The sequence below is a fragment of the Bradyrhizobium sp. CAR08 genome, from assembly GCF_052871955.1.
In genome coordinates this window covers 193,680-216,035 of sequence record NZ_JBIXJX010000003.1, presented here as the reverse complement: position 1 = coordinate 216,035, position 22,356 = coordinate 193,680, and the positions used below count along the sequence as shown (strand labels likewise).

The 22,356-nt window shown below is 61.1% G+C and carries 22 protein-coding genes and 1 tRNA gene; 6 read left to right on the top strand and 17 right to left on the bottom strand.

Annotated elements, in window-relative coordinates; translation table 11 throughout:
* Positions 1–272: 272 nt before the first annotated feature.
* From ptsN to ACIPUD_RS08465, 8 genes are all read right to left on the bottom strand, one after another.
* Positions 273–734 (bottom strand): PTS IIA-like nitrogen regulatory protein PtsN, encoded by a 462-nt coding sequence (gene ptsN / locus ACIPUD_RS08500; RefSeq protein WP_018455745.1) that lies wholly within the window; start codon positions 732–734, stop codon positions 273–275.
* Between the two features lie 238 nt (positions 735–972).
* A complete protein-coding gene (hpf, locus tag ACIPUD_RS08495; protein ID WP_026233016.1) occupies positions 973–1,590 on the bottom strand; it encodes a ribosome hibernation-promoting factor, HPF/YfiA family in 618 nt (205 codons plus the stop codon).
* A gap of 81 nt (positions 1,591–1,671) precedes the next feature.
* The gene (gene rpoN, locus ACIPUD_RS08490) at positions 1,672–3,285 is read right to left on the bottom strand and encodes an RNA polymerase factor sigma-54 (protein WP_446480381.1); all 1,614 of its coding nucleotides are present in this window, start codon (positions 3,283–3,285) and stop codon (positions 1,672–1,674) included.
* A gap of 90 nt (positions 3,286–3,375) precedes the next feature.
* Entirely contained in the window at positions 3,376–4,374 is a 999-nt protein-coding gene (lptB, locus tag ACIPUD_RS08485) for an LPS export ABC transporter ATP-binding protein (RefSeq protein WP_085349909.1), read from the bottom strand.
* Positions 4,375–4,640: 266 nt separating this feature from the next.
* A complete protein-coding gene (locus ACIPUD_RS08480) occupies positions 4,641–5,351 on the bottom strand; it encodes an LptA/OstA family protein (protein WP_166517706.1) in 711 nt (236 codons plus the stop codon).
* A gap of 5 nt (positions 5,352–5,356) precedes the next feature.
* Positions 5,357–6,085, bottom strand: a complete 729-nt coding sequence (gene lptC, locus ACIPUD_RS08475) for an LPS export ABC transporter periplasmic protein LptC (RefSeq protein ID WP_085362035.1) — start codon at positions 6,083–6,085, stop codon at positions 5,357–5,359.
* Positions 6,086–6,228: 143 nt separating this feature from the next.
* Positions 6,229–6,843 (bottom strand): ribonuclease D, encoded by a 615-nt coding sequence (locus ACIPUD_RS08470; RefSeq protein WP_007598566.1) that lies wholly within the window; start codon positions 6,841–6,843, stop codon positions 6,229–6,231.
* A 147-nt stretch (positions 6,844–6,990) separates the two neighbouring features.
* The gene (locus ACIPUD_RS08465) at positions 6,991–8,514 is read right to left on the bottom strand and encodes a hypothetical protein (protein ID WP_085349912.1); all 1,524 of its coding nucleotides are present in this window, start codon (positions 8,512–8,514) and stop codon (positions 6,991–6,993) included.
* Positions 8,515–9,381: 867 nt separating this feature from the next.
* Here ACIPUD_RS08465 and ACIPUD_RS08460 point away from each other — a divergent pair.
* Positions 9,382–9,774: a lysozyme inhibitor LprI family protein gene (locus tag ACIPUD_RS08460; RefSeq protein ID WP_247413098.1), complete on the top strand. Its 393-nt coding sequence runs from the start codon at positions 9,382–9,384 to the stop codon at positions 9,772–9,774.
* 607 nt (positions 9,775–10,381) lie between these two features.
* Here ACIPUD_RS08460 and ACIPUD_RS08455 read toward each other — a convergent pair.
* Complete coding sequence (locus ACIPUD_RS08455; protein WP_446480380.1) at positions 10,382–11,041, bottom strand: hypothetical protein; 660 nt, start codon at positions 11,039–11,041, stop codon at positions 10,382–10,384.
* Between the two features lie 632 nt (positions 11,042–11,673).
* On the opposite strand from ACIPUD_RS08455, the gene ACIPUD_RS08450 reads away from it, so the two are divergent.
* Positions 11,674–12,123 carry a hypothetical protein gene (locus tag ACIPUD_RS08450; RefSeq protein WP_446480379.1) on the top strand — a complete coding sequence of 150 codons (450 nt, stop codon included), beginning with the start codon at positions 11,674–11,676 and terminating at the stop codon, positions 12,121–12,123.
* 282 nt (positions 12,124–12,405) lie between these two features.
* On the opposite strand, the gene ACIPUD_RS08445 is transcribed toward ACIPUD_RS08450, so the two are convergent.
* Complete coding sequence (locus tag ACIPUD_RS08445) at positions 12,406–13,413, bottom strand: hypothetical protein (protein WP_446480378.1); 1,008 nt, start codon at positions 13,411–13,413, stop codon at positions 12,406–12,408.
* A gap of 240 nt (positions 13,414–13,653) precedes the next feature.
* Between ACIPUD_RS08445 and ACIPUD_RS08440 the strand changes: the two genes are divergently transcribed.
* Together ACIPUD_RS08440 and ACIPUD_RS08435 are read left to right on the top strand one after the other, a co-directional pair.
* A complete protein-coding gene (locus ACIPUD_RS08440; RefSeq protein WP_446480377.1) occupies positions 13,654–14,292 on the top strand; it encodes a recombinase family protein in 639 nt (212 codons plus the stop codon).
* A gap of 960 nt (positions 14,293–15,252) precedes the next feature.
* Positions 15,253–15,558: a hypothetical protein gene (locus ACIPUD_RS08435; protein WP_446480376.1), complete on the top strand. Its 306-nt coding sequence runs from the start codon at positions 15,253–15,255 to the stop codon at positions 15,556–15,558.
* 112 nt (positions 15,559–15,670) lie between these two features.
* Here the strand turns inward: ACIPUD_RS08435 and ACIPUD_RS08430 are convergent, their stop codons facing one another.
* Positions 15,671–15,907, bottom strand: coding sequence for a helix-turn-helix domain-containing protein (locus tag ACIPUD_RS08430; RefSeq protein WP_446480375.1), 237 nt, complete (start codon positions 15,905–15,907; stop codon positions 15,671–15,673).
* Positions 15,908–16,026: 119 nt separating this feature from the next.
* Here ACIPUD_RS08430 and ACIPUD_RS08425 point away from each other — a divergent pair, with 119 nt between their 5' ends.
* A complete protein-coding gene (locus tag ACIPUD_RS08425; RefSeq protein WP_446480374.1) occupies positions 16,027–16,452 on the top strand; it encodes a hypothetical protein in 426 nt (141 codons plus the stop codon).
* Positions 16,453–16,652: 200 nt separating this feature from the next.
* On the opposite strand, the gene ACIPUD_RS08420 is transcribed toward ACIPUD_RS08425, so the two are convergent.
* The 5 genes from ACIPUD_RS08420 to ACIPUD_RS08400 all read right to left on the bottom strand — a co-directional run bounded on the left by ACIPUD_RS08420 (position 16,653) and on the right by ACIPUD_RS08400 (position 20,223).
* Positions 16,653–17,051: a response regulator gene (locus ACIPUD_RS08420; protein ID WP_446480373.1), complete on the bottom strand. Its 399-nt coding sequence runs from the start codon at positions 17,049–17,051 to the stop codon at positions 16,653–16,655.
* A gap of 9 nt (positions 17,052–17,060) precedes the next feature.
* Positions 17,061–17,456 (bottom strand): response regulator, encoded by a 396-nt coding sequence (locus tag ACIPUD_RS08415; protein ID WP_446480372.1) that lies wholly within the window; start codon positions 17,454–17,456, stop codon positions 17,061–17,063.
* 78 nt (positions 17,457–17,534) lie between these two features.
* The gene (locus ACIPUD_RS08410; protein ID WP_446480371.1) at positions 17,535–17,852 is read right to left on the bottom strand and encodes a PilZ domain-containing protein; all 318 of its coding nucleotides are present in this window, start codon (positions 17,850–17,852) and stop codon (positions 17,535–17,537) included.
* A 537-nt stretch (positions 17,853–18,389) separates the two neighbouring features.
* The gene (locus tag ACIPUD_RS08405; protein ID WP_446480370.1) at positions 18,390–20,048 is read right to left on the bottom strand and encodes a tyrosine-type recombinase/integrase; all 1,659 of its coding nucleotides are present in this window, start codon (positions 20,046–20,048) and stop codon (positions 18,390–18,392) included.
* 88 nt (positions 20,049–20,136) lie between these two features.
* A tRNA-Leu gene (locus ACIPUD_RS08400) sits at positions 20,137–20,223 on the bottom strand.
* Between the two features lie 163 nt (positions 20,224–20,386).
* Here ACIPUD_RS08400 and ACIPUD_RS08395 point away from each other — a divergent pair.
* Positions 20,387–21,352: a complex I NDUFA9 subunit family protein gene (locus ACIPUD_RS08395; RefSeq protein WP_446480369.1), complete on the top strand. Its 966-nt coding sequence runs from the start codon at positions 20,387–20,389 to the stop codon at positions 21,350–21,352.
* A 33-nt stretch (positions 21,353–21,385) separates the two neighbouring features.
* Here the strand turns inward: ACIPUD_RS08395 and ACIPUD_RS08390 are convergent, their stop codons facing one another.
* Entirely contained in the window at positions 21,386–22,192 is an 807-nt protein-coding gene (locus ACIPUD_RS08390; protein ID WP_026233013.1) for an undecaprenyl-diphosphate phosphatase, read from the bottom strand.
* Positions 22,193–22,356 lie beyond the last annotated feature (164 nt).

Genomic DNA, 22,356 nt, shown 5'->3' with positions numbered 1-22,356 from the left:
AGCTGACCACCCTGAAGCACGGCCGCGGGCCGCTCTTCCGCCCCGGCACCGACGTGCAGCGGCGCCCTTCCATTCCCAGTCACGTGCACTCAGTCCATAACGGCGAACGGCCCTTAACGATGTGAGGGCCGCCCCCTATGCCCTACGTCTCAAACGGGAAGATATTCGCGTCTTCTACCTTCGAGATCAAGATGAGCATGACGAGATTGCTGCGCGCCGCGCAATCCAGGTGCCAGAATCGATCGGGCCTTATCCTGCAAGAAGGAGGGGAGTTACGCCGCGGTCGCCGGCGGCAGCGCGAGCACCGAATAGATCGCCTGGGCATCGCGCGAGGCGCGGAGCTTCTTGGCGATGTCCTGGTCGCGGAGCAGGCGGGCGATGCGGGCCAGCGCCTTGAGGTGATCGGCACCGGCGCCTTCGGGGGCGAGCAGCAGGAAGACGAGATCGACCGGCTGGCCGTCCATCGATTCGAAATCGATCGGGCGATCGAGGCGGGCGAACATGCCGAAGATCTTTTCCAGCTTGGGCAGCTTGCCGTGGGGAATGGCGACGCCGTAGCCGACCGCAGTGGTGCCGAGCTTCTCGCGTTGCAGGAGTACCTCGAACACGGAACGCTCGTTCTGCCCGGTCAACTCGGCGGCCTTGGCCGCGAGTTCCTGAAGCGCCTGCTTCTTGCTGTTGACCTTCAATGCCGGGAGAATCGCCTCGGGCGCGACCAGATCGGTAATCGGCATGGAAGTTTTCCGAGGTGAATGAAAACGTCAGGTTCCGAATTGGCCAGCCTGGACAAAGAACCTGGGCGGGCCGACGTCAAGAAGATGAAGCAGGAGGCGGACTTAGCTCGCCCCTGATGTGGGGGGCTTCTACTCCAACGCAATCCCGGTGCCAACTCCCGCGTGCAGCTTTGCCCCGGTCATTGTTAAGGCGGAAAGGGGCCCCGGTGCGGGGCCCCCAGAGCGTCGCCCGACGGCCTCACGCCTTGCCACCCACCTTGCCGTCCGTCTTGACCCCCGGGGGGTCTATCCAGCCGACATTGCCGTCGGCCCGGCGGTAAATGATGTTCACCCGGCCGGAGGAGCCGTGCTGAAACACCAGGCAGGGCGCCCCGCTGAGGTCGAGTTCCATGACCGCTTCGCTCACGGACAGCGGCTTCAGCGAGGTGGTGGCCTCGGCGATGATGACGGGGCTGTAGCCGGTGATCTCGTCCTCATCCTCACCCTCGCCCGGTGCCTCCAGCACGTAGCTGGTGGCATCCATCGCGGCCAGCGCCGCGGAGGCGACATGGGCCTTGCGGGCGGAGCGATCCTTGAGCCGGCTCTTGTAGCGCTTGAGCCGCTTCTCGATCATCACCAGCGCCTGGTCGGCACTGGCATAGGCGTCCGGTGCGTTGGAATCGGCCTCGAGCGTGATTCCCGAATCAAGATGCAGCGCACAGTCGGTGCGGAAGCCGAAGCCGTCCTTGCTCAGCGTGATGTGACCAGAGTAATTGCCGTCGAAATATTTGCGCAGGACCTCTTCAGTCCGGTCGTTGACGCGGCCGCGCAGGGCCTCGCCGACGTTGACGCTCTTTCCCGAGATGCGGAGAGTCATGTGAACCTCACTTGGTTCGTGCCTGGCCTGGATTTGGGCCCGATAGCAGATCGAGAGTAGCGCGATTTCGCGCCGGCGCAATCAGGCCGGTTCGGGATTGCGGGAGCGATCGGCCATGGCGGTGGAGACGACGTTACCAAGAGCGCTCTGCTTGTCGCGACGGCGTTGCACCGAGGAAGGAATGCGCATGGCTTCGCGGTACTTCGCGACCGTGCGGCGGGCGATATCAATGCCCGAGACGCGCAAGCGTTCCACGATGGTGTCGTCGGACAGGATCGCGGAGGGCGCCTCCGCATCGATCAGCTGCTTGATGTGGTGGCGCACGGCTTCGGCCGAATGAGCCTCGCCGCCATCGGCCGAGGCAATCGAGGCCGTGAAGAAATATTTCAGCTCAAACGTGCCGCGATTGGTCGCCATGTATTTGTTGGCGGTGACGCGCGACACCGTGGATTCATGCATCTGAATGGCGTCGGCGACGGCCTTCAGATTCAGCGGTCGCAGATGCGCCACACCATGGGTGAAGAAGCCGTCCTGCTGGCGCACGATTTCGGTTGCGACTTTCAGGATGGTGCGGGCGCGCTGGTCGAGCGCACGCACCAGCCAGGTCGCGTTCTGAAGCGCATCGGTGAAATACGATTTGTCGCCGTCCTTGCCGATCTTCTTCGAGAGCTGCGAATAGTAGGTCTGGTTGACCAGCACGCGCGGCAAGGTGTCGCTGTTGAGCTCGACATGCCAGCCGCCATCGGGTCCCGGGCGGACATAGACATCGGGCACCATGGTCTGGAGCCGGGCCGTGCCGAACTTCATGCCGGGCTTGGGATTGAGCCGGCGGATCTCGCCGATCATGTCGGCGATGTCCTCATCGTCGACGCCGCAAACCTTGCGCAAGGCTCCGATGTCGCGCTTGGCGAGGAGGTCGAGATGCTCGACCAGGGCCTGCATCGCGGGATCGTAACGGTCGAGCTCGCGGAGCTGGATCGCCAGGCATTCGCTCAAATTGCGCGCGCAGACGCCGGGCGGATCGAATTTCTGCAGTACGGCAAGAACATTCTCGACGTCCTGTTGCGATGCGCCCAGCCGTTCGGCGGCCTGGCCGAGATCCGGCGGCAGATAGCCGGCTTCGTCGACGAGGTCGATCAGATACTGGCCGATCATGCGCTGCGCGGCCCCGGTGAAGGCAACCGAGAGCTGCTCGGCGAGATGGTCGCCGAGCGTGGTCTCCGCGGCGACAAAGGCTTCGAGATTGTAGTCCTCGTCACCGGAGGCGCCGCCGCCCCATTCGGTATAGGTGGTCGGCGCCGCATCCTGGGCGTTGCGCGCGGCCGCCTCGGCGGGTTCCTCGGAGAAGACGTTGTCCAGCCCGGTGTCCATGGTCTGCTCGATCTCGGCGCGGGTGCCGAGATCCTTGCTCATCCACTCTTCCTGGCCGGGCTCGAAGGCTTCGCCCGGGCCGCCGCCCGGCTCGTCGTTGTGGCCGCCGTCGCTGTCATTGAACTGGCCGGTCTCGGCCGGGCCCTCGCCCGCGGGCGGCTCGTCATTGGCCCGTTCCAGCAGGGGATTACGCTCGAGTTCCTCTTCGACGAACGTCGTGAGATCGAGATTGGACAATTGCAGCAGCTTGATCGCCTGCATCAACTGCGGCGTCATGACCAGCGACTGCGATTGCCGGAACTCTAATCTCTGCGAAAGCGCCATGAAGCAAGAACCGATCCCAAAAGTTGGTCCGATTTTTGCTTATCCTAGTCCAAGCCCGATGTACACGTCTTGACGAATTGGAAAAACGGGCTAGAGGCGGAATTCCTCGCCAAGGTAAAGGCGGCGCACGTCCGGATCGGCGACGATCTCATCCGGGCTCCCCTCGGTCAGGATTTCACCTGCATAGACGATGTAGGCGCGATCGGTAAGTCCGAGCGTCTCGCGCACATTGTGGTCGGTGATCAGCACGCCGATGCCGCGGTTGGTCAGATGGCGGACGAGGTCCTGGATGTCGCCGACCGCGATCGGATCGATGCCGGCAAAGGGCTCGTCGAGCAGCATGTAGTTCGGACGCGTCGCTAGTGCGCGCGCGATCTCGACGCGGCGCCGCTCACCGCCGGACAACGCAATCGACGGCGATTTCCTTAGGCGCGTGATGTTGAATTCGTCGAGCAGCGAGTCGAGCTGCTGCTCGCGCTTCTTGCGCGACGGCTCGACCACTTCGAGCACGGCGCGGATGTTCTGCTCGACGGTGAGACCGCGGAAGATCGAGGCCTCCTGCGGCAGATAGCCGATCCCGAGCCGCGCGCGCTGATACATCGGCAGCTTGGTGACGTCGTGGCCGTCGAGCTCGATCGCGCCGCGATCGGCCTTGATCAGGCCGGTGATCATGTAGAACACGGTGGTTTTGCCGGCGCCGTTGGGGCCGAGCAGGCCTACCGCTTCGCCACGGCGCACATAGATGCTGACGCCGCGCACGACCTGGCGGCTGCCAAAACTCTTTTCCACGCTATGCACAGCCAGGAAGCCCGGCCGCTTCAAGAGCTGAGGCCCGCCGGACCCGTTGGGCCTGCCGGCAGCCCTCACGGGATGAACCGCCTGGGCCCGGGGCTGCTCGGCTTGATAGTCCCCTTGGAACTGATCGGGTGCGTGCATCGGCTGGTTACGGGCGATCGGCGGCGCGTCCCTGACAGGGCTGGCCACGAGGCCGCCGACGCTGTCACCGAGCGCGGTGATGTCCTGGCGCGCAAATCCTGGCCGGCCGCGTTTGGCGGGGCGCCGACGGAACATGCTGAAGAGATCGACCATCCCCGCCTTCTAGCCTTTCGCGACGATCCTGCGCGGTCTTCGCGCGATCTGCCGCGCCGGCTTCAGGATTCGCCGACGCAGCATGAATGAAGGGATGTCTCATGCCCAGTGAAACACGCCCGAAAAGCGGCGAACCCCGCTTCGAAAGCCCCTCGCGCTAGATACAGTCTCGGCACGCAAGCTTCAACCTCGGATCGGCGATGATCGACCCAAGCGTCTGAAATCATTCTTCAAATTTACTTTGACGGGCTTGGGTCTACGCTGACTTATTTGGGTTTGGTTGCGCCAGGCAATTGCAGAGGTCCCGCGCCGGGCTTGCCCGCGCCTCCGGATCCGCAATCATTGCCGCCGCCCTGCGGCAGCAGCGCCTGCACCCGGCCGCTATCGGATTCCACACGCGACACGCCCGTGGTCATGTCGACCGCCAGCCGGTCGCCGCGCAGCACGTTCTTGCACTGCGTCAGGACGACGCCCCCGAGCATGGTGATGAGGTTGGTGCGGGTGTCGAACACGGCGGTCTCGCCCGTGACCACCTGGTCCTTCTGGGTGACGACGACATTGCCGCGCGCCTCCAGTCGCTTGATCGAGGAGTTGCCGCCCGGTCCCGGCGTCGCCGACTGCATCGGCGCCCCCTTTGCCGCCTTTGCCGCAGGCTGCGGCGCGGTCGGCTTGTCGCCGCCCGAATCGTAAAACACCACCAGCGTCTTCGAGGTCATGGTGGTGTCGCCCTGAATGACCTTCACATTGCCGGAAAACGTCGCTTCCTTCTTCTTGTCGCGCATCTCGAGCGAGGCGGCTTCGATCTGGATCGGCTGATCGCGGTTCTGCGAGAAGCCCTGCATCGCGTTGGGCACGCCTTGCATCGTGCTCTGCGCGATCGCCGCACCCGTTGCGACCAGTGCGATGCCGACGGCGAGCGCGGCCGCACCCGGGATGACGCGCCGCTTGCCGTCGTTGCGCGGAAAAAACCTGATCATGAAAATCACTTTGAATTGGCGGACTTGTTCTGGGGCGTACGTGTCTTCGCAGCCGGCGCGGGTTCAGTCGGCGCGGGCTGAGCGGCGGCAGGATCGTCCAGCTTGTCGAGGTGCATCACCACATTCCCTTCGAAGCGGATGACGTCGCCGCCTTCCGTGATCCGCAGCCGATCGGCCGTCAGCGTTCCGTTGGTCAGCTTGACGTCGACATGCTCGTCCGAGGAGACCGTGCCCTTGCCCATGTCGACGAAGGCCGAGTTCAGCCGCGCCTCGTAGCCGGTCGAGGTGCGCAGGAAGATGTCCTTGTGCAGGTCGAGCTGCTGCTGCTTGTTGTCGAACCGTCCAGTGCGGGCATCGAGGAACAGGGTCGATTGGTCTTCCATCAGCACCTTCGCGCGCAAATCATGGAGATCGACATGATCGGGATCGGTGATGTCCTGGGTCGCGGTCTTGGCCCAGAGCTCGTAGGGCCGCTGGTCCGGCGTGAAGCCGGACATGTGCGGCGATTCCATCGTGATCTTCGTGCCAGTGACCACGAGATTTCCGGAGTCGAGCTTCACGGGGATCTGGAACGGGTTGAAAATGGTCGAGATGAGGACGAGCAGACCCATGGCCGCGGCCACTGTCGTCGGCACCGCGATGCGCAGAATCCGCACCAGGCGGCTGTGGCGCGCCGCGCTGGCGAACTTCGCCGCAAGTGCGGCGTCGTAGGTGGGATTATGGGCCGAATTCACCTGGGCTCCTGAGGTGTCGCTCGCCTGGTCCGGCTGGCGGGCGCCCCATTGTAGCCGGCAACGCCAAAATATGCAGCCCGCGACAGGCCGTTACGAAAGTGTCTGAAACGGGGCGACCGCCCAGCTTGCCGCCGCGCTAAACTCTAGGAATGCGCGAAAATGTCCTCTTCGGCCCAGCCCTGGAGATCGAGCAAAGCGCGGGTCGGCAGGAAGTCGAAACAGGCTTTGGCCAGCGCCGTGCGGCCTTCCCGCGCCAGCATGGCATCGAGCCGCTCGCGCAAGCCGTGCAGATGCAGCACATCGGAGGCGGCGTAGGCGAGCTGCGGCTCGGTCAGGCTGTCGGAACCCCAATCGCTCGATTGCTGCTGCTTGGAGAGGTCGACATTGAGTACCTCGCGCACGAGGTCCTTGAGGCCATGGCGGTCGGTATAGGTGCGGATCAGGCGGGAGGCGATCTTGGTGCAGTAGATCGGCCCGGTCATGACACCAAACGTCTGGTACAGCACCGCGACGTCGAACCGCGCAAAATGGAAGATTTTCGTGTTCGCGGGATTGGCCAAAAGCGCCTTCAAGTTCGGCGCGTCGGTATGACCTTTGGGGATCTGCACCACGTCCGCGCTGCCGTCGCCGGGCGAGAGCTGCACCACGCAGAGCCGGTCGCGATGCGGGTTCAGGCCCATGGTCTCGGTGTCGATCGCCACCGCTCCGGTATAGCGGGACAGATCGGGCAGGTCGCCGCGGTGCAGGCGTACGGTCATGGCGTTTCAAACCTCAATCGAATCGGTGCGCTTTGCAGGCTAATCCCCGGGACAGATGCTGGCGAGGGCCGGCCGCGATGTATCCGCTGGCAGCCGCCGGCGCAAGCATCAGGCGCGGCTGGTCATACAGAGCCGCGGCGCCAGTCGTCATTGTCTTTTGGCTTCGCCGGCCAAACCGGATTGCGGCCTGACGTAAACGGTCTCGTAAGCGCCGGTGTATTGCTCGCGCCAGCCTCGCCGCTCCACCAGAAATCGCCGCAGCTGTTCGTGCGCCTTCACCCACAGCACGGCGTCGATCCGGTATTTGTCGAGCACCATGTCCCACGCGGCTTCGTCGATCTCCCAGCTCACCAGCTTGAAATAGTCGCGCAGCAAATCGTCCGGATAGGCGGTCGCGGCGCGACCATCGACGAATGGGGGGACGGTGCCGTGCGTCGCGAAGATCAGGTAGCCACCGACGTTCCAATTGTTCAGGACCCGCCGACCTGCGAGATGCTTTTGCAGATAGCCGGCATCTTCGCTCGACAGCATCGGCGGAAGTGCGAGCGCCGGCGCAACGTTCAAATAGGCCATCGGCAGGGTGCCGAGACCGACGATGCCGGCGGCCAGCAACGCTCCCCTCACGTCCCGACCGGTGAGACGCTCAGGCAGCAAGCGGCTGAGGTGAAGCGCCATCGGCGCGGTCGAGAAGATGAAGAAAAAAGCGATGTACCTGAACTGATACAGCCCCAGAATCAGGAACAGCCAGGACATCAATCTCGGCTCGAGCGGGATCGGTCTGGAGTTTCTGTAGCGAAGCTCGAGCGCGACGAAGGCCAACATGTACAGTATGCCGGGAATGCTGCCCGGCATTTCCATGTTGTGATAGTAGGACAGCCATTCGCCGATATTGCCCTGGACGAAGTGCCCCATAGTCGCGGCGGCACCGGCATAGATATTCCAGCCAAGCGGATTGACGAAGGTCGCGGCAAGGCACCCGATCCCCGCGAGAGCAAGAATCCTGAGGTCGGCCCAGGCCGCTCTGAGCACGGCGCCGCCGCAGAAGACGCCGATCACGAAAAAGCCGAGCAGAAAACCGCCGTGCAGATTGGCCCAGAGCACCATCAACACGGGAAGCACGAACCATCGCGTTCGTCGCAGGCATTCGCGATAGAAGACGACGCAGAACAACATCGTGCATGCATTCGGCGAGACCGCGAGATACATGTTCGGCGAAGCTTCGTAAGCGGGATAGAGCAGGCAGGCCAAGAAGACCGAGACGCAGACCGCGATCGCCGACGCGCCATAGCCGAGAGAGATCGCGGTCAGGATGCCGACGATCGCTGCGCCGCAGGCCACCGTCAGCAGGACGAGGCCGCCAAAGCCTGCGTATTGAAACGTCGCACTGGCAAGCGCGTCCCAGAGCCAGGACAGGTTGAGCCATGGCTTGTCGCCGTGGGTGAACGACCAGGGGTCGCGGAGCGGGATGGCGTTGCGCTCCCGGATGATATCTCCGGCCGCCAGATGCCAGCCCAGATCGTAATGGCCGAGCAGAAGCGGCGCGTTCAAGACGTAGAACAGGCAGATGAACGAGATCAGGAACAGATAAATTCCCGATCTTAGGAGAAACGGGCTGATCGCGTTCGCAGCCTTGTCGAATGCCGGCTCGTGCCAGACCTGATGCTGATCCACCGCTTCCCCCACGACAAAGCGAGCCCGATGGCTCCGCGCTCGCCGACGGCCGGATGCGAGCCTGCCCGCTGACTTAGAGCTAGTTTGTCTAAAGTGGGGTAAATTCGGACTATGCAACCGAGGGGGGATTGGCGGAATGAAATTCCGCTCAACGGCGGGCTTCCGAGGCCTCCCAAGCAGCTGTTTACACTTGGAAATCTTCAAAGCGGACCTGCATCGTCTCATCCCCGAGCTGTTATTAATCGCATTGCTGGAAAATGCCCGAAATCGCTTCAGCTACCGGTTTCGGCAGCGGCGGCGGCGCTGTCACCGGCTTCGGGGGCGGAGGTGGTGTCACCGGCGGGAGCAATTCAACGACTTGGGTTGGGTGTGGTGCCCAGGAAAAGACTCGATCGTCACCTTCAGTTGTCCAAATGGAGGCCCGCGAGACCGCGACCGCGCAGCGTGGAGATCGCCAGTGCGTGCCTTAAGCGGTCCCGCCGTCATTATTCGTCAGCGTAGCTCCTGTTCCACATTCAGGTGAACCAACGCTGGGCCTTCGATGACCAAAGTTGCATGTATCACCTATTGGTCGAAAATCCCGTAAGTCAGGTCAAGGCACATCAAAGGCATTGATTGGAGAGGCGTAGCCGAAGCCGCATACCCCCTCGTTTTCCCTTCGCCCTCGACGTCCGGCCCTTCCGCCACAGCCGCCGGTCTACCGTCTCTCTGAGCTTCATGCGCTCGCAGTGGTGTTCTGTTCCATATTTTCGATGCGTCGAACGGAGATCTCCAATGAAGCTCAAGCTTGCCGTCGCGATGCTCGCAGCAAGCCTCCCGATCGCATCGATGGCTTTCGCCCAAGGCATCGCGCCAGCCGAACTTGCGGTGATCGATGGCTGCCTGAAGACCGCGGAGAAAACCGGCGGTTTCGGCGGCGCGTGCGTTGGGCTCGTCGCCGACCCCTGCATCAAAGCGGCAGAGGGCGCGAATGACGATGTCGCCAAATGGAAAGCCTGCGCGGCGCGCGAACTCGCCATTTGGACGCAGAAAACCAATGAGGCGCTAAAGAAGGTTCAGGCCGGCGGGTTCGCCGACGCGATCAAGGCGGTCAATGACTCGCAGAAAACTTTCGCCGCGTCGCGTGATGGCTTCTGCGCGGTCTTCGACAAGGTCGATCCCGGCATGTACCGGGGCAGCGCGAGCTACTGCCGCCTGCGCGAGACCGCGAACCGCTCGCTGAGCCTGATCAAGCTCGGCGCCGCGGTCAACGAGCATTGAGACCTCTTAGGCGCTTGGGGTCATCAGCTTTGCCGACCTTTTCCCACATAGCGATGACGGCTTCGGCCGCGAGCGCGGTGGACGTCGTTCATAGCTCACCTGGTATCCGGGCAACGGCTGTCGGCGCGTAGCGCTTCCCTGAGCGACTGAAGCCAGCCGCCTCCAGATCGCCTGCGATCCGAGCCGACCCGACGAGCGATGTAGGCCATTCGGTACGCCATGAGCGCCGTGCCTCGGTTTTGAGTACCGGTCAGCAGCTCAAATTCCCTGCAAAAGCGATTTCAATCGCTTGAGTAGGAGATGGTGCCCAGGAAAGGAATGCGACGGCGGTCGGCAAGTCGACTGATTTCGTTAGTGTTTTAACATTCAGTCGGATCATTGTTACACAGGTTTGTGCCGGGCGGAACCCCGCCGAGTGACTCATCTCCAGGATGACTAGGGGCGCCAGCGGGCATTGAGGAGCGCTGGCTCCGGCCGATCTTCGAAGTAGGGTGTCGTACGCGAGAGGTGATACCTACCCCGCAACAACGGCGTTTCCCCCCTAGGGGGCTGGTGCTTGGCTCGCAATGAATCAGGCGCGGCTAGCTCTCACTGGGTGCACCGTCACTTAGAGATATGCTTTCGCTTTTGCAGCTGTCGCCAGAGCATCGTCAGATCGAATTGGCTCGACTCGCCGCAGTCGAGCGTTGTAGCCGGATGCACCGCGAGCAGTCTTGTTTAGAGAGGGGCTGACGCCCGCACGCTTCCCCCAAAACGTGCCTTGAGGACCGTGCACCGCATGAAGTCCCGTTAGGTAGAAGTGGGCGAGGTAAGCGGGGTCGCATCCCTTTGCGACGTAGTTGGCGAGGGCCTTGTAAGCATCTCCAGCGCTCGGTTTCACTGAGCTTACATCGAGGTCAAACGGGGAGAGCGGGCCCTGCACCTTCGCGATCCAGTGAGGCAGTTTCGCAATGAACTCCTTATCGAGACGAGGGGGGACGCGGAGGACCCAGTTCACGTGAGGAGACCCGGGAGCCTCGAAGCTGAAGACGTACATCGGAGGTAACGGATGTCCCAGCTTGCGTGCATGATAGGCCAGCCAGTCCCGGTATTTGTGTCGGATGCGTTCGAAGATAGTCGTTGCGGATAGTTCGGCACTCTCTCGGAGGTGCAGGACTACGTACCGGTTTAGAGGCACATCGCGAGCCTTCGCGTAGTCGAATGCCCTGAAGATGTTTTGTGTCATCTTTCGGCTGATGTGGGTTGTAGCCCTCTGGATTTTGGGCATGTCGCGGCCACTATAACTATAGAAAGTATGGGAACGCGGTGAGGTTGGTGCCGATGTAATTCGGCTTACTGGGGTCAAAGCCGGGCGACTGCTTGCCCTTTGGATTTCGCCCGGAGTTGCCCCCGGGCGAAAAACTATTCGCGTCTTTCGTGGCGGCAGCTACTTGAGGTGCATTGGCCACGCTTTGAAGCCGTAGTCGCGAGCATCTAACACGGTGCCGTCGGCGAGAGTGCGATAGCGCCTGAAGATGACTTGGCGATGTGGCTTGTTTGGTTTTCTTCGCATGTTCGTTCTCCTTTCTCCGACGTTCGTGTTGCGACCAAGCAGAAAGGCGAGTATCAATTGACTTCTCACAGTCGAATGCGCCTGCCGTCCAGTCGAGTACCTTCGGGTTGTCGGCTTCCCGGCGGCACTGGAAATCGAGTTAAGGCCCTGGGGACCCCCGTCCCCGGGGCTTTTTCGATTTACCGACTCGTATGTAGCATAACTCAGGCCGGCACACAACTTTGCGTCGGCCTTTTTGATGCCCTGTTAAGAATCCGTTAACCACGATTCCGCCGAAAGAGTTGCGATGCGTTCAAACCGGGGTCATAATAGATTTGCGGGGATAACCGCCGATTTGCGAGCTGGGCATGTCAGACGTTGATGCAGCACTCAAGAGACTTCGTGCGCTCAGGAGTCAACTTGTGGCACGACTCAACGAGACGGATCAGACGATTGCTCAGCTTGAGAAAATCCAAGAGCGCATCGGGCGTCTGACCGAGCCCACGCTGTTCGACGTACCGACGGACTGGCCGAGCGCCACTTCACGTGTGCGCAACGCCACACCTCCTCATGAGATTGCTGACCAGGCGGCGCGGCTGATTGAAGAGGCTGGGCGACCGTTGACGCGCAGCCAAATCGTTGAGATGCTTAAAGAAAGAGGCGTGCTGCTTGTGGGGAGTGACGTCAACAAGAACGTCGGAACCATCCTCTGGCGCCAAAAAGGACGCTTCGTGAACTTACCCAAGCTCGGCTACTGGCTGGCCGATAAGCCTCTCCCCGGCTTGTACTATCCGCCGTCGGGCTCGGCTCAAAGCTAGGCTCGAACCCCTAATTCCCCTCCGGCTCCAACCAAGATCACCGTAACCATGATCACAGGGTCCATTGCCCAAAGCGGGACGGGAAGCTTGCGCCGGTGCGGGCGTCGGCTCTGCGAGAACCCACTCCTCTCCTCAATGCTTGCCACGTTTTCAAAAGGTGAAGCGCCGCCGAACGGTTACTCGCCTAGTCATCTATTGGATTGAAGCCCTGAGACGGGACGGGGGCAATCGACACGAAGGCCGAAGCAAGTCCGCTTCTTTCTCCTGCGGAGGCCCGAATGATTAGGGCTCTTCGAACGGTGGGTGCAGATCTTCGTCGAAATCTTCCGGCTCACCTCGCGACCGACGCCCCGATCGGCCAGCAAACTCGGCGTAGCTCATATGTCCGTTCACGAAGCCGTCGAGCAGGTCACTGTGTTGGTCGAATTTGCGACGAGCTTCGTCGGCGATAAGCGGCAGGTTTTTCGTAATGAACTTGACCATGCGGCCATCTGGCTCATTTCCCAGCCGGATGTCATGAAACCCTAGCAAGTCTTTTTGTTTCGCAAGTGCGGCAATTTCGGCATCCGCGGAGGGCAGCAGCTGATTGTAAGTCTGGTGAATAATGACCCCGCAGCGTGAGAGCACGGCAAACGTGGCGTAAGGAATGCGCCGGGCGATGATGACTGGAACGGCATTTAGAGCCAGGCACTTTTGCAGTGCCTCCGTGATGTCGTCGTCCTGCGGGTATAGCCACACGCGAACGTTCTTACACTCGACACCGAGATAGCCAGCAGTCGGATGTCGTATCAGGAAATCGAGATTTTGGTTTCCGGATAATGTGCGGCGACCGATGTGTTGTGGGGGCTCTTCTTTCCGATACATAGCGCTGTCGTCATGCGAGGTCAGATCGAAGTACCGGCCGGAGAATTCCTCAAGAGGCCCGTCGAGCAGGGCTTTGTAGGTGGCGATTTCTAGCGTCTGGCCCAGTCGCTTCGGTAGGCTACCCGCATGCAGTTGCTGATAGACCGGCAGTTGCGCGTGGTACCTCTCGTCGAGCTTGGCTTGAGTGATATCGGCTGGGAAGTACCAAGTGACGCCGCCGTGCTCGTGTTCTCTGATCGTCCCCTCTTGGATTAGTCGATTTCGGACGGGGGTCAGGATGTGCGGGTCGATGCGCTGATTGTACGGGCCGCCATCGCCAATTTTCTGCTCAAGCGTTCGAGCGATAGCGACCCCGTGCGCCCTGAGGTTCACCAGCAGCCGCTTCTCTGCGAGGAGATCGCGGTCAGCGCGAGACAGTTTTGGCACGGCCTCAGCCAGGGTGAGGGGGTTTTATATAGATATAGAAGTAGCCCCAGTGGTTCTGCGCTGAGTCTAGCCGCGTGCAGAGGTGCTTCGCTACACTTTTCGGCTGATTATCTGTCCGTTGAGGTATACCCTTACGGTCATTTGGGTCAGGGCCTCAGGCGAGTCCGTTAGGATTGATTTTACTCAACGGACATGATATTCAACGGACACCACCCTAATGGACAACAGGGAGCCGTGCCCATGGCTGTGATCTTCTACGCTCGCGTTTCGACTGCTGAGCAGACAATCGAACACCAGCGCCAACAGGCGGAGGCGGCTGGCTTCAAAATAGACCGGATAGTTGCCGATCATGGCGTCTCGGGCATCACTACGTCTCTCGCAGACCGGCCAGAAGGAAGGCGCCTCTTCGACATTCTCCGCAGCGGGGACACGCTGGTCGTACGCTGGGTTGACCGTCTCGGTCGCAACTACGCAGATGTGTGCGATACCATTCGGCAGTTCATGCGACAGGGCGTCGTTATCCGAACGGTGATCAACGGTCTGACCTTCGACGGGGCGACGAGAGACCCCATGCAGCAGGCCGTCAGGGACGCCCTCATCGCTTTCATGGCAGCGACCGCGCAGGCAAATGCGGAGGCGATGAAGGAGGCGCAGCGCGGCGGAATAGCATTGGCTCGCTCGACGGAGGGCGAGATCAAGTACCGCGGCCGAAAGCCGAGCTTTAGCAAAGAGCAGTTCTCAATCGCCTGCGATATGTTGGACCTTTCAGCGGGCATCGGGGAAATCGTCAGCGCAACGGGCCTTAGCCGGCAAACGATCTACCGTATCCGCGACGACCGGGCGGCGGCGGCGGGTGCCTTGATGCGATGGCAAGGTTAGAAGGTGTGTTCAATGATTCCTCTCCGGCCGCTGCATTCCGGATCGGGCTAAACATCGCCTCGTTGTACTATGAAGGGATATGCAACTTAAGGCAGCGAAAAAACTGAGATTTGAGCCGAAAAAGGCGCGTGATTTCAACTAATTGCGGGTACTTCACTATTGAAGACCCCTAGTGTCAGGGAGCCTCAGGCGTCCGGGCTGCTTATGTGCCCTTAGGTGGGCACTGAGCGGTAGATTCGGAGCATCTCGCAGCCTCTAGGGCCCTCGTGACACCCAGCGAGGTAGAGGACCTGAAACTTGGGAGAATTCCTCAGTACTTCCAATACCCTGCGCTATGGCCACTATAGACCCGAGGATAGGCCCTAAGTAGCTTTACGGGAACTGCCCGGCTAAATTCCTCAGCGATCGCAACAGCCTGCGGGTCAGTCCCTATAGAGCCCGGTGCATTTAGCAGCCCACAGGGGTGCCGTGCGGCACCACCTCTGTCGTGCACTTCTCGAAAACACCCCTACGGCCCCCTTAGCGGCCACCAAGCCACCCAACATCAGCCAAAGGAGAACCACAATGGCGAAGCCCCCGCCGGAACGACCCCGCATGCCTGCCTATCCGCCGATGTCGAAGGAGGGATATGAGGCGCTGTGCACCTATCTCGACCAAGCCCAAGCTCATTGGGCGGACCCATCGAGGCCCAGGCCCGACCCCGCCTTACTTTGGGTTGGCCTGCCGCAGGGGTCCATCTTAGCGCTTACGCCGGAGCTAGGGATTCAGGTGAAAGACACCGGGCCCGAAGGCGTCCTCCGGAGTCCCCGGCATGTAGACCCCGAGACGGTAGTCGCAGCCCGCCTGCTACTCCTCCCAGGGGGCTCGTTCGGGCTGAACCGTAAGAACATGGATCAACCGAGCCGGAAGGATTACCCGCACCTCCGGTGGTGCATCGCTGGGCAGGACTACAAAGTGCCCTTGCTGCGCCTGATCGCTGACACCCAAGCTGGCTATCAGACCTCTGGCGGGGAGAACCACTACTACCTGCGGCGTGCGGACATACCCGACCGCGAGGCGCACCGGCCAAGCTCCGACCTTACCCTGGAAGGCAAGCCAACGAAGTCTCCCTACTTGGACCGTGATGACGCCATCGATCTCGCATGCCGGCTGCTCTGCCAGAATGCCGATAAGGTCGACTTCAATGTGACACCCGAGGAGCTACGTCGCCGTATAGCCCAGGCATTCGCTCTCCTCGACGGGCGCCCCCTGAAGCCCCCCTCCTAAAGACGCAATGAGGCGGGGACTGCGCAAGCGGATCGCCGACCCTAGGAGGCCACCACCAAGCACCCGGGATCAGTGCTCAATATGATCGACCTGATTCCGGGCAAGGTTGATACTACCCCCGGGCCCTCTTATGGGGGACGAGCAGTCGGTCCGGGGTAGTCTTCAGAGCACGCGCCAAGCGGGCCAGGACGATGATGGTGCAGTTACGGGTGCCACGCTCGACCTGACTGACATAGGTGCGGTCTAAGCCGGCCTCTAAGGCTAGATCCTCCTGGGACAGCCCGAGCCCCTTGCGGGCCTTCCGCACGGCCGCCGCCACCACGTCAACGATGCCTGTCTCGTCGTCCATCCATGGGAGAAGGCCGTCATGATGACTCCTGGTCTACGGACTATGAGTCCCATTTTTCCATTGAGGCATGAGGACTATCGTCTACAATTGCGACCGTCCTTTCAGGAGGGAATGCAAGAATGACAAGCACTGAGACCACGGCCCCGAGCGACCGCGAGCCCGAGCCCATCAAGGACCTTTTCGATATCCTTAGCTTCTACGCGACGCTCTGGGGATTTGTCGCGCTGAGCGTCTGGGCCGAGTGCGAGGCGATGGCAGCGCTGGGTGTCCCGGAGACGCCTCGGATAACGCTCGCGGGTGTCAGCGCGATTGCCCTGTTCATCTACGCTGGTGAGCGCCTCAAGAAGGACCAACGAGTGCATCGGTTCGTTGAGCAAATTCGTTATGTTGTGATCCTAGCCGCTGCGGCTTTGCTCGGGGCCTATCTTCACGCGAACCACAAAGACGATTCGTACGAGGGCGCCCTCCGTGATGGCGCCGTGCTGGCCTGCTCAAAGATGGCGGCCTGCAAAACGGCAGCAACGGAATATGCCAACACGCGTTAGGAGCTAAATCGATACTGGCTTGCGGGGACAAACTGGAGCATCTCTGCTCAATGTGACAAAGCCGCTTGTAACCCAAAGCGGACCAAACACTGCCCACGCGGGCTGAGCAGCAAACGGAAATCGAGGCCCGGCGTGAAAACCACACCGAGCCCCGTGCCCGCAACGGCTTGGGCGGCAAGCCGCCTCTAGGCTCGATGCATTTACAACTCTTCGCCGCCTTTGTCTTGAGCCTCATCAGACTGCCGCTTCGGCCAGACCGCGTCGATGGTCCGGTTTAGCATTTCGATCGCGCAGGGCTTATGCAACACGGGTCTGTCCTTGAATTGCTCCGGCACGCCACCCGAACCATAACCGCTCAGAAAAAAGAACGGGCGTCCCCGGGCCGCAATCGCCTCGGCAACTGGTTGAACATTGAAGCCCTGCAAATTGATGTCGAGAATGGCAAAATCGTATTGCTCGGTTTCAGCGAACGATCGCGCCTGATCCAGATGCCCCGCTTCGACGACAACCTTGTGTCCAAGCTCCTCGATCATCTCGACGAGCATCATGCGAATTATCGCTTCATCTTCGACCAGGAGTATCGATGCTGGACGGTCCACGGTGGGCTCTCAGTTGCCGGACACCGGCATTGAGCCGACATTCAAAAGCTGCGAGACGGCTGTTACGATTTGCGCGGGCGCAAAGGGCTTTCGAAGAAGGATGCTGTTCGGAACGCCTTGGATGGCCCACTCGTCCGCCGCAGCGTCTGTCATGTACACCACCGGGAAATTTGGATCGACTTCGCGGGCGGCGCGAGCGACGTCCCAACCATTAAACCGACCTAGCAAATTGATATCTGTGACGAGGGCGCTGTAGTGGGTCTGACGCCCTTTCAGCAGTGTAACCGCTTCCTCGCCCGTTCGCGCAGTCGCTGGCTCGAAGCCGCCCTCGTTCAACACGTCCGCGACCACACCTTGAACTGCTTCATCGTCCTCGACGACAAGTACAGTCGGTAATTCCACCAACTCCCCCTTCCAAACTCCCACTCTGCCTGGACGTTACAAAGTGGACAGAGGGAAAAAGTTCCGCAAGGGAACAGAAGATTATGTTGGCCCAGTCGATGGCGCCCGTTTTTTGTTCCCCTTGGCTTTCTGCCGCAGGAAACTCACCGAAATCTCCTCGCCGTTGACGCGGTCGAGCTGACAACGACGATAGGCAAGGCCCGTGCAGGACAGCAGCAAGAAGAACTCGGAAAGAGCCAAGCCTTCGATCGAAGTATCAACTTGAAGTGTCGCGTTGGCTTCTGACACATCCTTGATGGTGCATGAGCGCCGCCAAGTGCCGTCGATCGCCATCATATGCGCGGGGAGCGCATGCTCGAAGGTGACGCGTCGTCCCTCCTGTTCCGTTTCTTTTGTCATTGCCGGTACTCAGATCGTTTTCGTAGTCCTAATATGAAATCGACTAAGAGCTCGTAACCAAATTCGGGAAAAAAAAGCAAACACCGCCCCCGAACCGGAGCATCTCCGCAAAGTCTTAATTGCTTTCGGCCCACTTGAATGCTGTTGCGCCGACGACTCCCTAAGACTGCTCGCGGAATAGGTAAGCCCGCCACGCGGAAATTTATCGCGGGAACAAGTTGCAATTTGGGGTGTTAAGGGGCGTTGCTGGGGGAATCATCGTGCCGACCGCTGAGTACTATTTGAAGCAAGCCGAAATTGCGTCTCGGATGGCACTGTCAGAACCCGACTCTGAAAAAGCGAGGGCCATGCATATCCTCGCCTTGGACTATTTCGACAAGGCCTACCGTGCGCAGGTCCGAGAAGCGTCGCCACCTCATCCAACCAACTCGTCCAATATCATTCACTTGAGACGGCCATAACTTGACGGTTCGGCTGTCACCGCCTGACCCGAAGCAGTCCCCGGGACCGTTACGGTTTTTGTCGGCTAACGGTACCTTATGCGACCTCGATGGTGGGAAACTTGGCAATAGCGTTCGCCTTCGCCTTAATAGTCACGTCTCCGTAGCCCTCCGAGACATTGCGTGGCGCATGCCCCTGTATAGCATCTAGCACGCGCATCTCGACGCCTTGATCGATGCCGACCGTCTTGAAGCGGTGCCGCCAGCCGTGGCTAGGATCAACGTTCTTATCCTTCACCACCTCTCGCACGAATTCATTGACCTTGTTCCGCGCCGTTTTCACCGCGTTGCGCACGCCTAACTCACCGGCCTTGGGATCGATGAAGAGATGACCGCCCTTCGACTTCTCAAAGAATTCCAAGAAGCCTTCCTCAATGACCTGCCGATGGAGCACGACATCACGCGCTTCATCCGTCTTCACCGGCCCAGCCTCGGGCGTCACATGCAGCACCCAGAGCTTCCCCTCGCGCCGAATGTCCTCCTTGCGAATCTGGATCATCTCGCCCACGCGGGCTCCCGTGAAGGCACACAGCCAGGGCACCCACCGCTTGGCTGCCGCTAGCTTCGGGGCTTCCCGGCCGGGCACGAACTCGCGGGCATGCTTCAGGATGGCGGTAGCTTCCGAATCGTAAAACCCCTTGGACCGGAGCTTGCGGGACTTGCCGATCTTAATGGTGATCCCTTCGGCCGGATTGCTGGGCAGCCGACGATTGACCACCGCCCATCCAAACACCGTCTTCATCCCGGCGAGGTCGCTATCCTTCACCGTCTTCGGGCTCACACCGCTCTGCACGCGATAGTCCTTGAAGCGAACGATGTCTTCAGGCGTCACCCGGCTCGCAGTGTCATGCTTTAGGAATGTCACGAGGCGGCCCATCGAGTTGCGATAACTCTCATAGGTGCTCTGCTTGCGACCGGCCCGTTTCGCTTCCTCCCACCAATCCTCGACTAACCCGGTGAGGGAATTCTTGGAGGCGCCCCGCTTTTGCTTTTCCTTCGGTACATCTCCGGCCGTCTGCCATTCTGGGAAGCGAGCGGCTTTGGGGTCGGGCGAATAGTCTCCGCCAGCATTGCGGTGCCGGCTTGCGAAGGCGTCGCGCAGTGCGATCCAGAAGGCAGTGAGCAAGAGAGCGCGCGATTCGCTGGCCACTCGGCGGATGCCTTTGGTCAGCAAGAGGCGGTCTACAATGGGCCCGAGCGCCTTCTCTAACTTCTTGGCCTCACCATCACCGCCGACCCCCTCCCACATTTCCGTCACGGCCGCCCAGTGAGCTTCGTGTTCGTCGTGGCTCTCACTGTCCGGCGCCCAGCCGACACCGGGCGTGTGGACCATGGCAACACTCCGGGCGCGGTTCTCGCTATCCGCCCAAACGCGATAGAGTTCGCCTGCCAAGGCCGTGGCCTGCCGGTGGGTCAGATGCGCGGGAGCGTCACTCCGGAGCGACTTCCACACCGACTCTAGAAAGGCCGCAGCAGCCGCCTGACGAGTCTTTATTTCGCTGGGGTCTGTGGTGCGGAGCGAGAATCTAATCGTCTGTGCGCCCTCGCCCGGGGTCACAAACACGAAGCCATCACCGAGAGGAATGGCGAGCGTATTGCCTATCGCCTCGTCGCGAACGTCGGCTGGAATGCGCTGCACGAAAAGAGGAAAGCGAGACCCGTCCCGGCGCATCGGCCGAACAACCCTGAACAGCAATGTTACACCCCATTGTTACACAGTCGGGGCCAACGCAACACTCTGATTGGGCTTATCTATCTGGATTTGTTTGATATCCAGAACTGTATGGTGCCCAGGAAAGGACTCGAACCTTCACGGCCGTTAAGCCACTGGCACCTGAAGCCAGCGCGTCTACCAATTCCACCACCTGGGCATGCCGGTTAGGCACGGAGGCGGTTACTACGGTTCGGTGACGCGGTTGTCAATTCATGCTTGAACCCCGCTTCGGGATGCGGATTGCGCATCGCAAACCGGCCCGATACAAGCCTGACGAGACGCACTCTTCCCGCAGGATATGGACCCCAGGAATGGATCCCATGGCATCGAATCTGGACACGCTCGTCACGGTTTTCGGCGGATCGGGGTTTTTGGGCCGGAATGTCGTCCGCGCGCTGTGCCGGCGCGACTACCGGGTCCGGGTCGCGGTGCGGCGGCCGGAGCTGGCCGGGTACCTCCAGCCCTCCGGCAAGGTCGGGCAGGTCCACACCGTGCAGGCGAATGTCCGTTATCCGGCCTCGATTGAGGCGGCACTGCGTGATTCGCAGATCGTGATCAATCTGGTCGGCATCCTCGCCGAGGGTGGCGCGCAGAGTTTTGACGCCGTCCAGGCCAAGGGCGCCGAGACCGTCGCCAAGGCGGCCGCGGCCGCCGGGGCACAGCTGATCCATGTCTCGGCGATCGGCGCCGACGCGGAATCGCCCTCGCGCTATGCCAGGGCCAAGGCGGCCGGAGAAGCCGCGGTCCTGGCCGCGGTGCCGTCGGCGACGATCTTCCGCCCCTCCGTGATGTTCGGCCCCGAGGACCAATTCACCAACCGCTTCGCGGCGCTGGCGCGGATGTCGCCGGTGCTGCCGCTGATCGGCGGCGACACGAAGATGCAGCCGGTCTATGTCGGCGACGTCGCCACCGCGGTCGCGGATGCCGTCGACGGCAAGGCCAAGGCGGGCGCGACCTACGAGCTCGGCGGCCCGGAAGTCCTGACCATGCGCGAGATCATCGAGGCCATTCTCGCGATTGCCGATCGCAAGCCGATGCTGATGCCGCTGCCGTTTGGCCTCGCCCGCTTCAAGGCCAACTTCCTGCAATTCGCGCCGGGCGCGCTGAAGCTGACGCCGGACCAGGTCACGCTGCTCGCGCGCGACAATGTCGTGTCGGACGCGGCGAAGGCCGCTGGGCTAACGCTGGAAGGCCTCGGCATCGCGCCCGACTCGCTTGAAGCGATCGCCCCGCAATATCTCTGGCGTTTCCGCGCCGCCGGGCAATTCCAGCGCAAGAGCGCGTAACCATCCCCGCAGTCAATTGTTTGAAGTTCGGGGTTACCGCCCCAGTGCCAGCGCGATCAGGCCGAGGGTGCCGACGATCACGCGCCACCAGGCGAACACCACGAAGCCGTGGCGGGTGACGTATTCCAGGAACGTCTTCACCACGATGATGGCGGTGACGAACGACACCACGAAGCCGATCGCGACGATGCCCATGTGGTCCATCGTCATCTCGGAGCGGTTCTTGTAGAAATCGTAGGCGAACGCGCCGATCATGGTGGGAATGGCGAGGAAGAACGAGAACTCCGCCGCCGCGCGCTTATCGGCCCCGAGCAGCATGGCGGAGACAATGGTTGCGCCGGAGCGCGACACGCCCGGGATCATCGCCAGACACTGCGCGATACCGATGTAAAGATACATCAGCAGCGGAAACCGGGTGGCGTCATGCTCGCGCGCCTTGAGATCGAGCTTGTCGACCCAGAGCAGGATGGCGCCGCCGACGATCAGCGAGAAGCACACCACCCAGGGATTGAACAGCAGACTCTTGATGTATTTGCCGCCGACGAGACCGACGATGACGGCGGGAAGGAACGCCACCAGCACGCCGATCACGAAGCGGCGTGCATAGACGTCACCCGTGAACATCCCGATCGCGACGTCCCACAATTTCTTGAAGTACAACACGACGATCGCGAGGATCGCGCCGAGCTGGATCAGGACCGTAAACGAATCCCAGAACGCGCCTTCGCCGAGATGGAAAAAGCGCTCAGCAAGCAGCAAATGGCCGGTCGAGGACACGGGAAGGAACTCGGTCACACCCTCGATGATGCCGAGGATCACTGCCCGTATTGCATCTGACATATTTACGGTCCATTTCGGCTGGAAAAGCGGGGCTCTTCTCGCCCATCCGCTCCCTTGCTGCAATCGCAAAATGCGGCGTCGCGCCCTTGCTTCGCGGTTTTGAATGACTAGTGTGGCGCCGCACAAAACATTGATGGATTCTTAAGCACCATCACATAGTCAAA

What these genes read in the sequence shown, in the direction of transcription:
- ACIPUD_RS08390 (WP_026233013.1), bottom strand. Translation starts at nt 22,192, where the DNA reads ATGTCAGATGCAATACGGGCAGTGATCCTCGGCATCATCGAGGGTGTG.
- ACIPUD_RS08455 (WP_446480380.1), bottom strand. Translation starts at nt 11,041, where the DNA reads ATGCCCAAAATCCAGAGGGCTACAACCCACATCAGCCGAAAGATGACA.
- lptB (WP_085349909.1), bottom strand. Translation starts at nt 4,374, where the DNA reads ATGGTCGATCTCTTCAGCATGTTCCGTCGGCGCCCCGCCAAACGCGGC.
- ptsN (WP_018455745.1), bottom strand. Translation starts at nt 734, where the DNA reads ATGCCGATTACCGATCTGGTCGCGCCCGAGGCGATTCTCCCGGCATTG.
- ACIPUD_RS08425 (WP_446480374.1), top strand. Translation starts at nt 16,027, where the DNA reads ATGACAAGCACTGAGACCACGGCCCCGAGCGACCGCGAGCCCGAGCCC.
- ACIPUD_RS08410 (WP_446480371.1), bottom strand. Translation starts at nt 17,852, where the DNA reads ATGACAAAAGAAACGGAACAGGAGGGACGACGCGTCACCTTCGAGCAT.
- ACIPUD_RS08440 (WP_446480377.1), top strand. Translation starts at nt 13,654, where the DNA reads ATGGCTGTGATCTTCTACGCTCGCGTTTCGACTGCTGAGCAGACAATC.
- rpoN (WP_446480381.1), bottom strand. Translation starts at nt 3,285, where the DNA reads ATGGCGCTTTCGCAGAGATTAGAGTTCCGGCAATCGCAGTCGCTGGTC.
- ACIPUD_RS08430 (WP_446480375.1), bottom strand. Translation starts at nt 15,907, where the DNA reads ATGGACGACGAGACAGGCATCGTTGACGTGGTGGCGGCGGCCGTGCGG.
- hpf (WP_026233016.1), bottom strand. Translation starts at nt 1,590, where the DNA reads ATGACTCTCCGCATCTCGGGAAAGAGCGTCAACGTCGGCGAGGCCCTG.
- ACIPUD_RS08395 (WP_446480369.1), top strand. Translation starts at nt 20,387, where the DNA reads ATGGCATCGAATCTGGACACGCTCGTCACGGTTTTCGGCGGATCGGGG.
- ACIPUD_RS08470 (WP_007598566.1), bottom strand. Translation starts at nt 6,843, where the DNA reads ATGACCGTACGCCTGCACCGCGGCGACCTGCCCGATCTGTCCCGCTAT.
- ACIPUD_RS08450 (WP_446480379.1), top strand. Translation starts at nt 11,674, where the DNA reads ATGTCAGACGTTGATGCAGCACTCAAGAGACTTCGTGCGCTCAGGAGT.
- ACIPUD_RS08480 (WP_166517706.1), bottom strand. Translation starts at nt 5,351, where the DNA reads ATGATCAGGTTTTTTCCGCGCAACGACGGCAAGCGGCGCGTCATCCCG.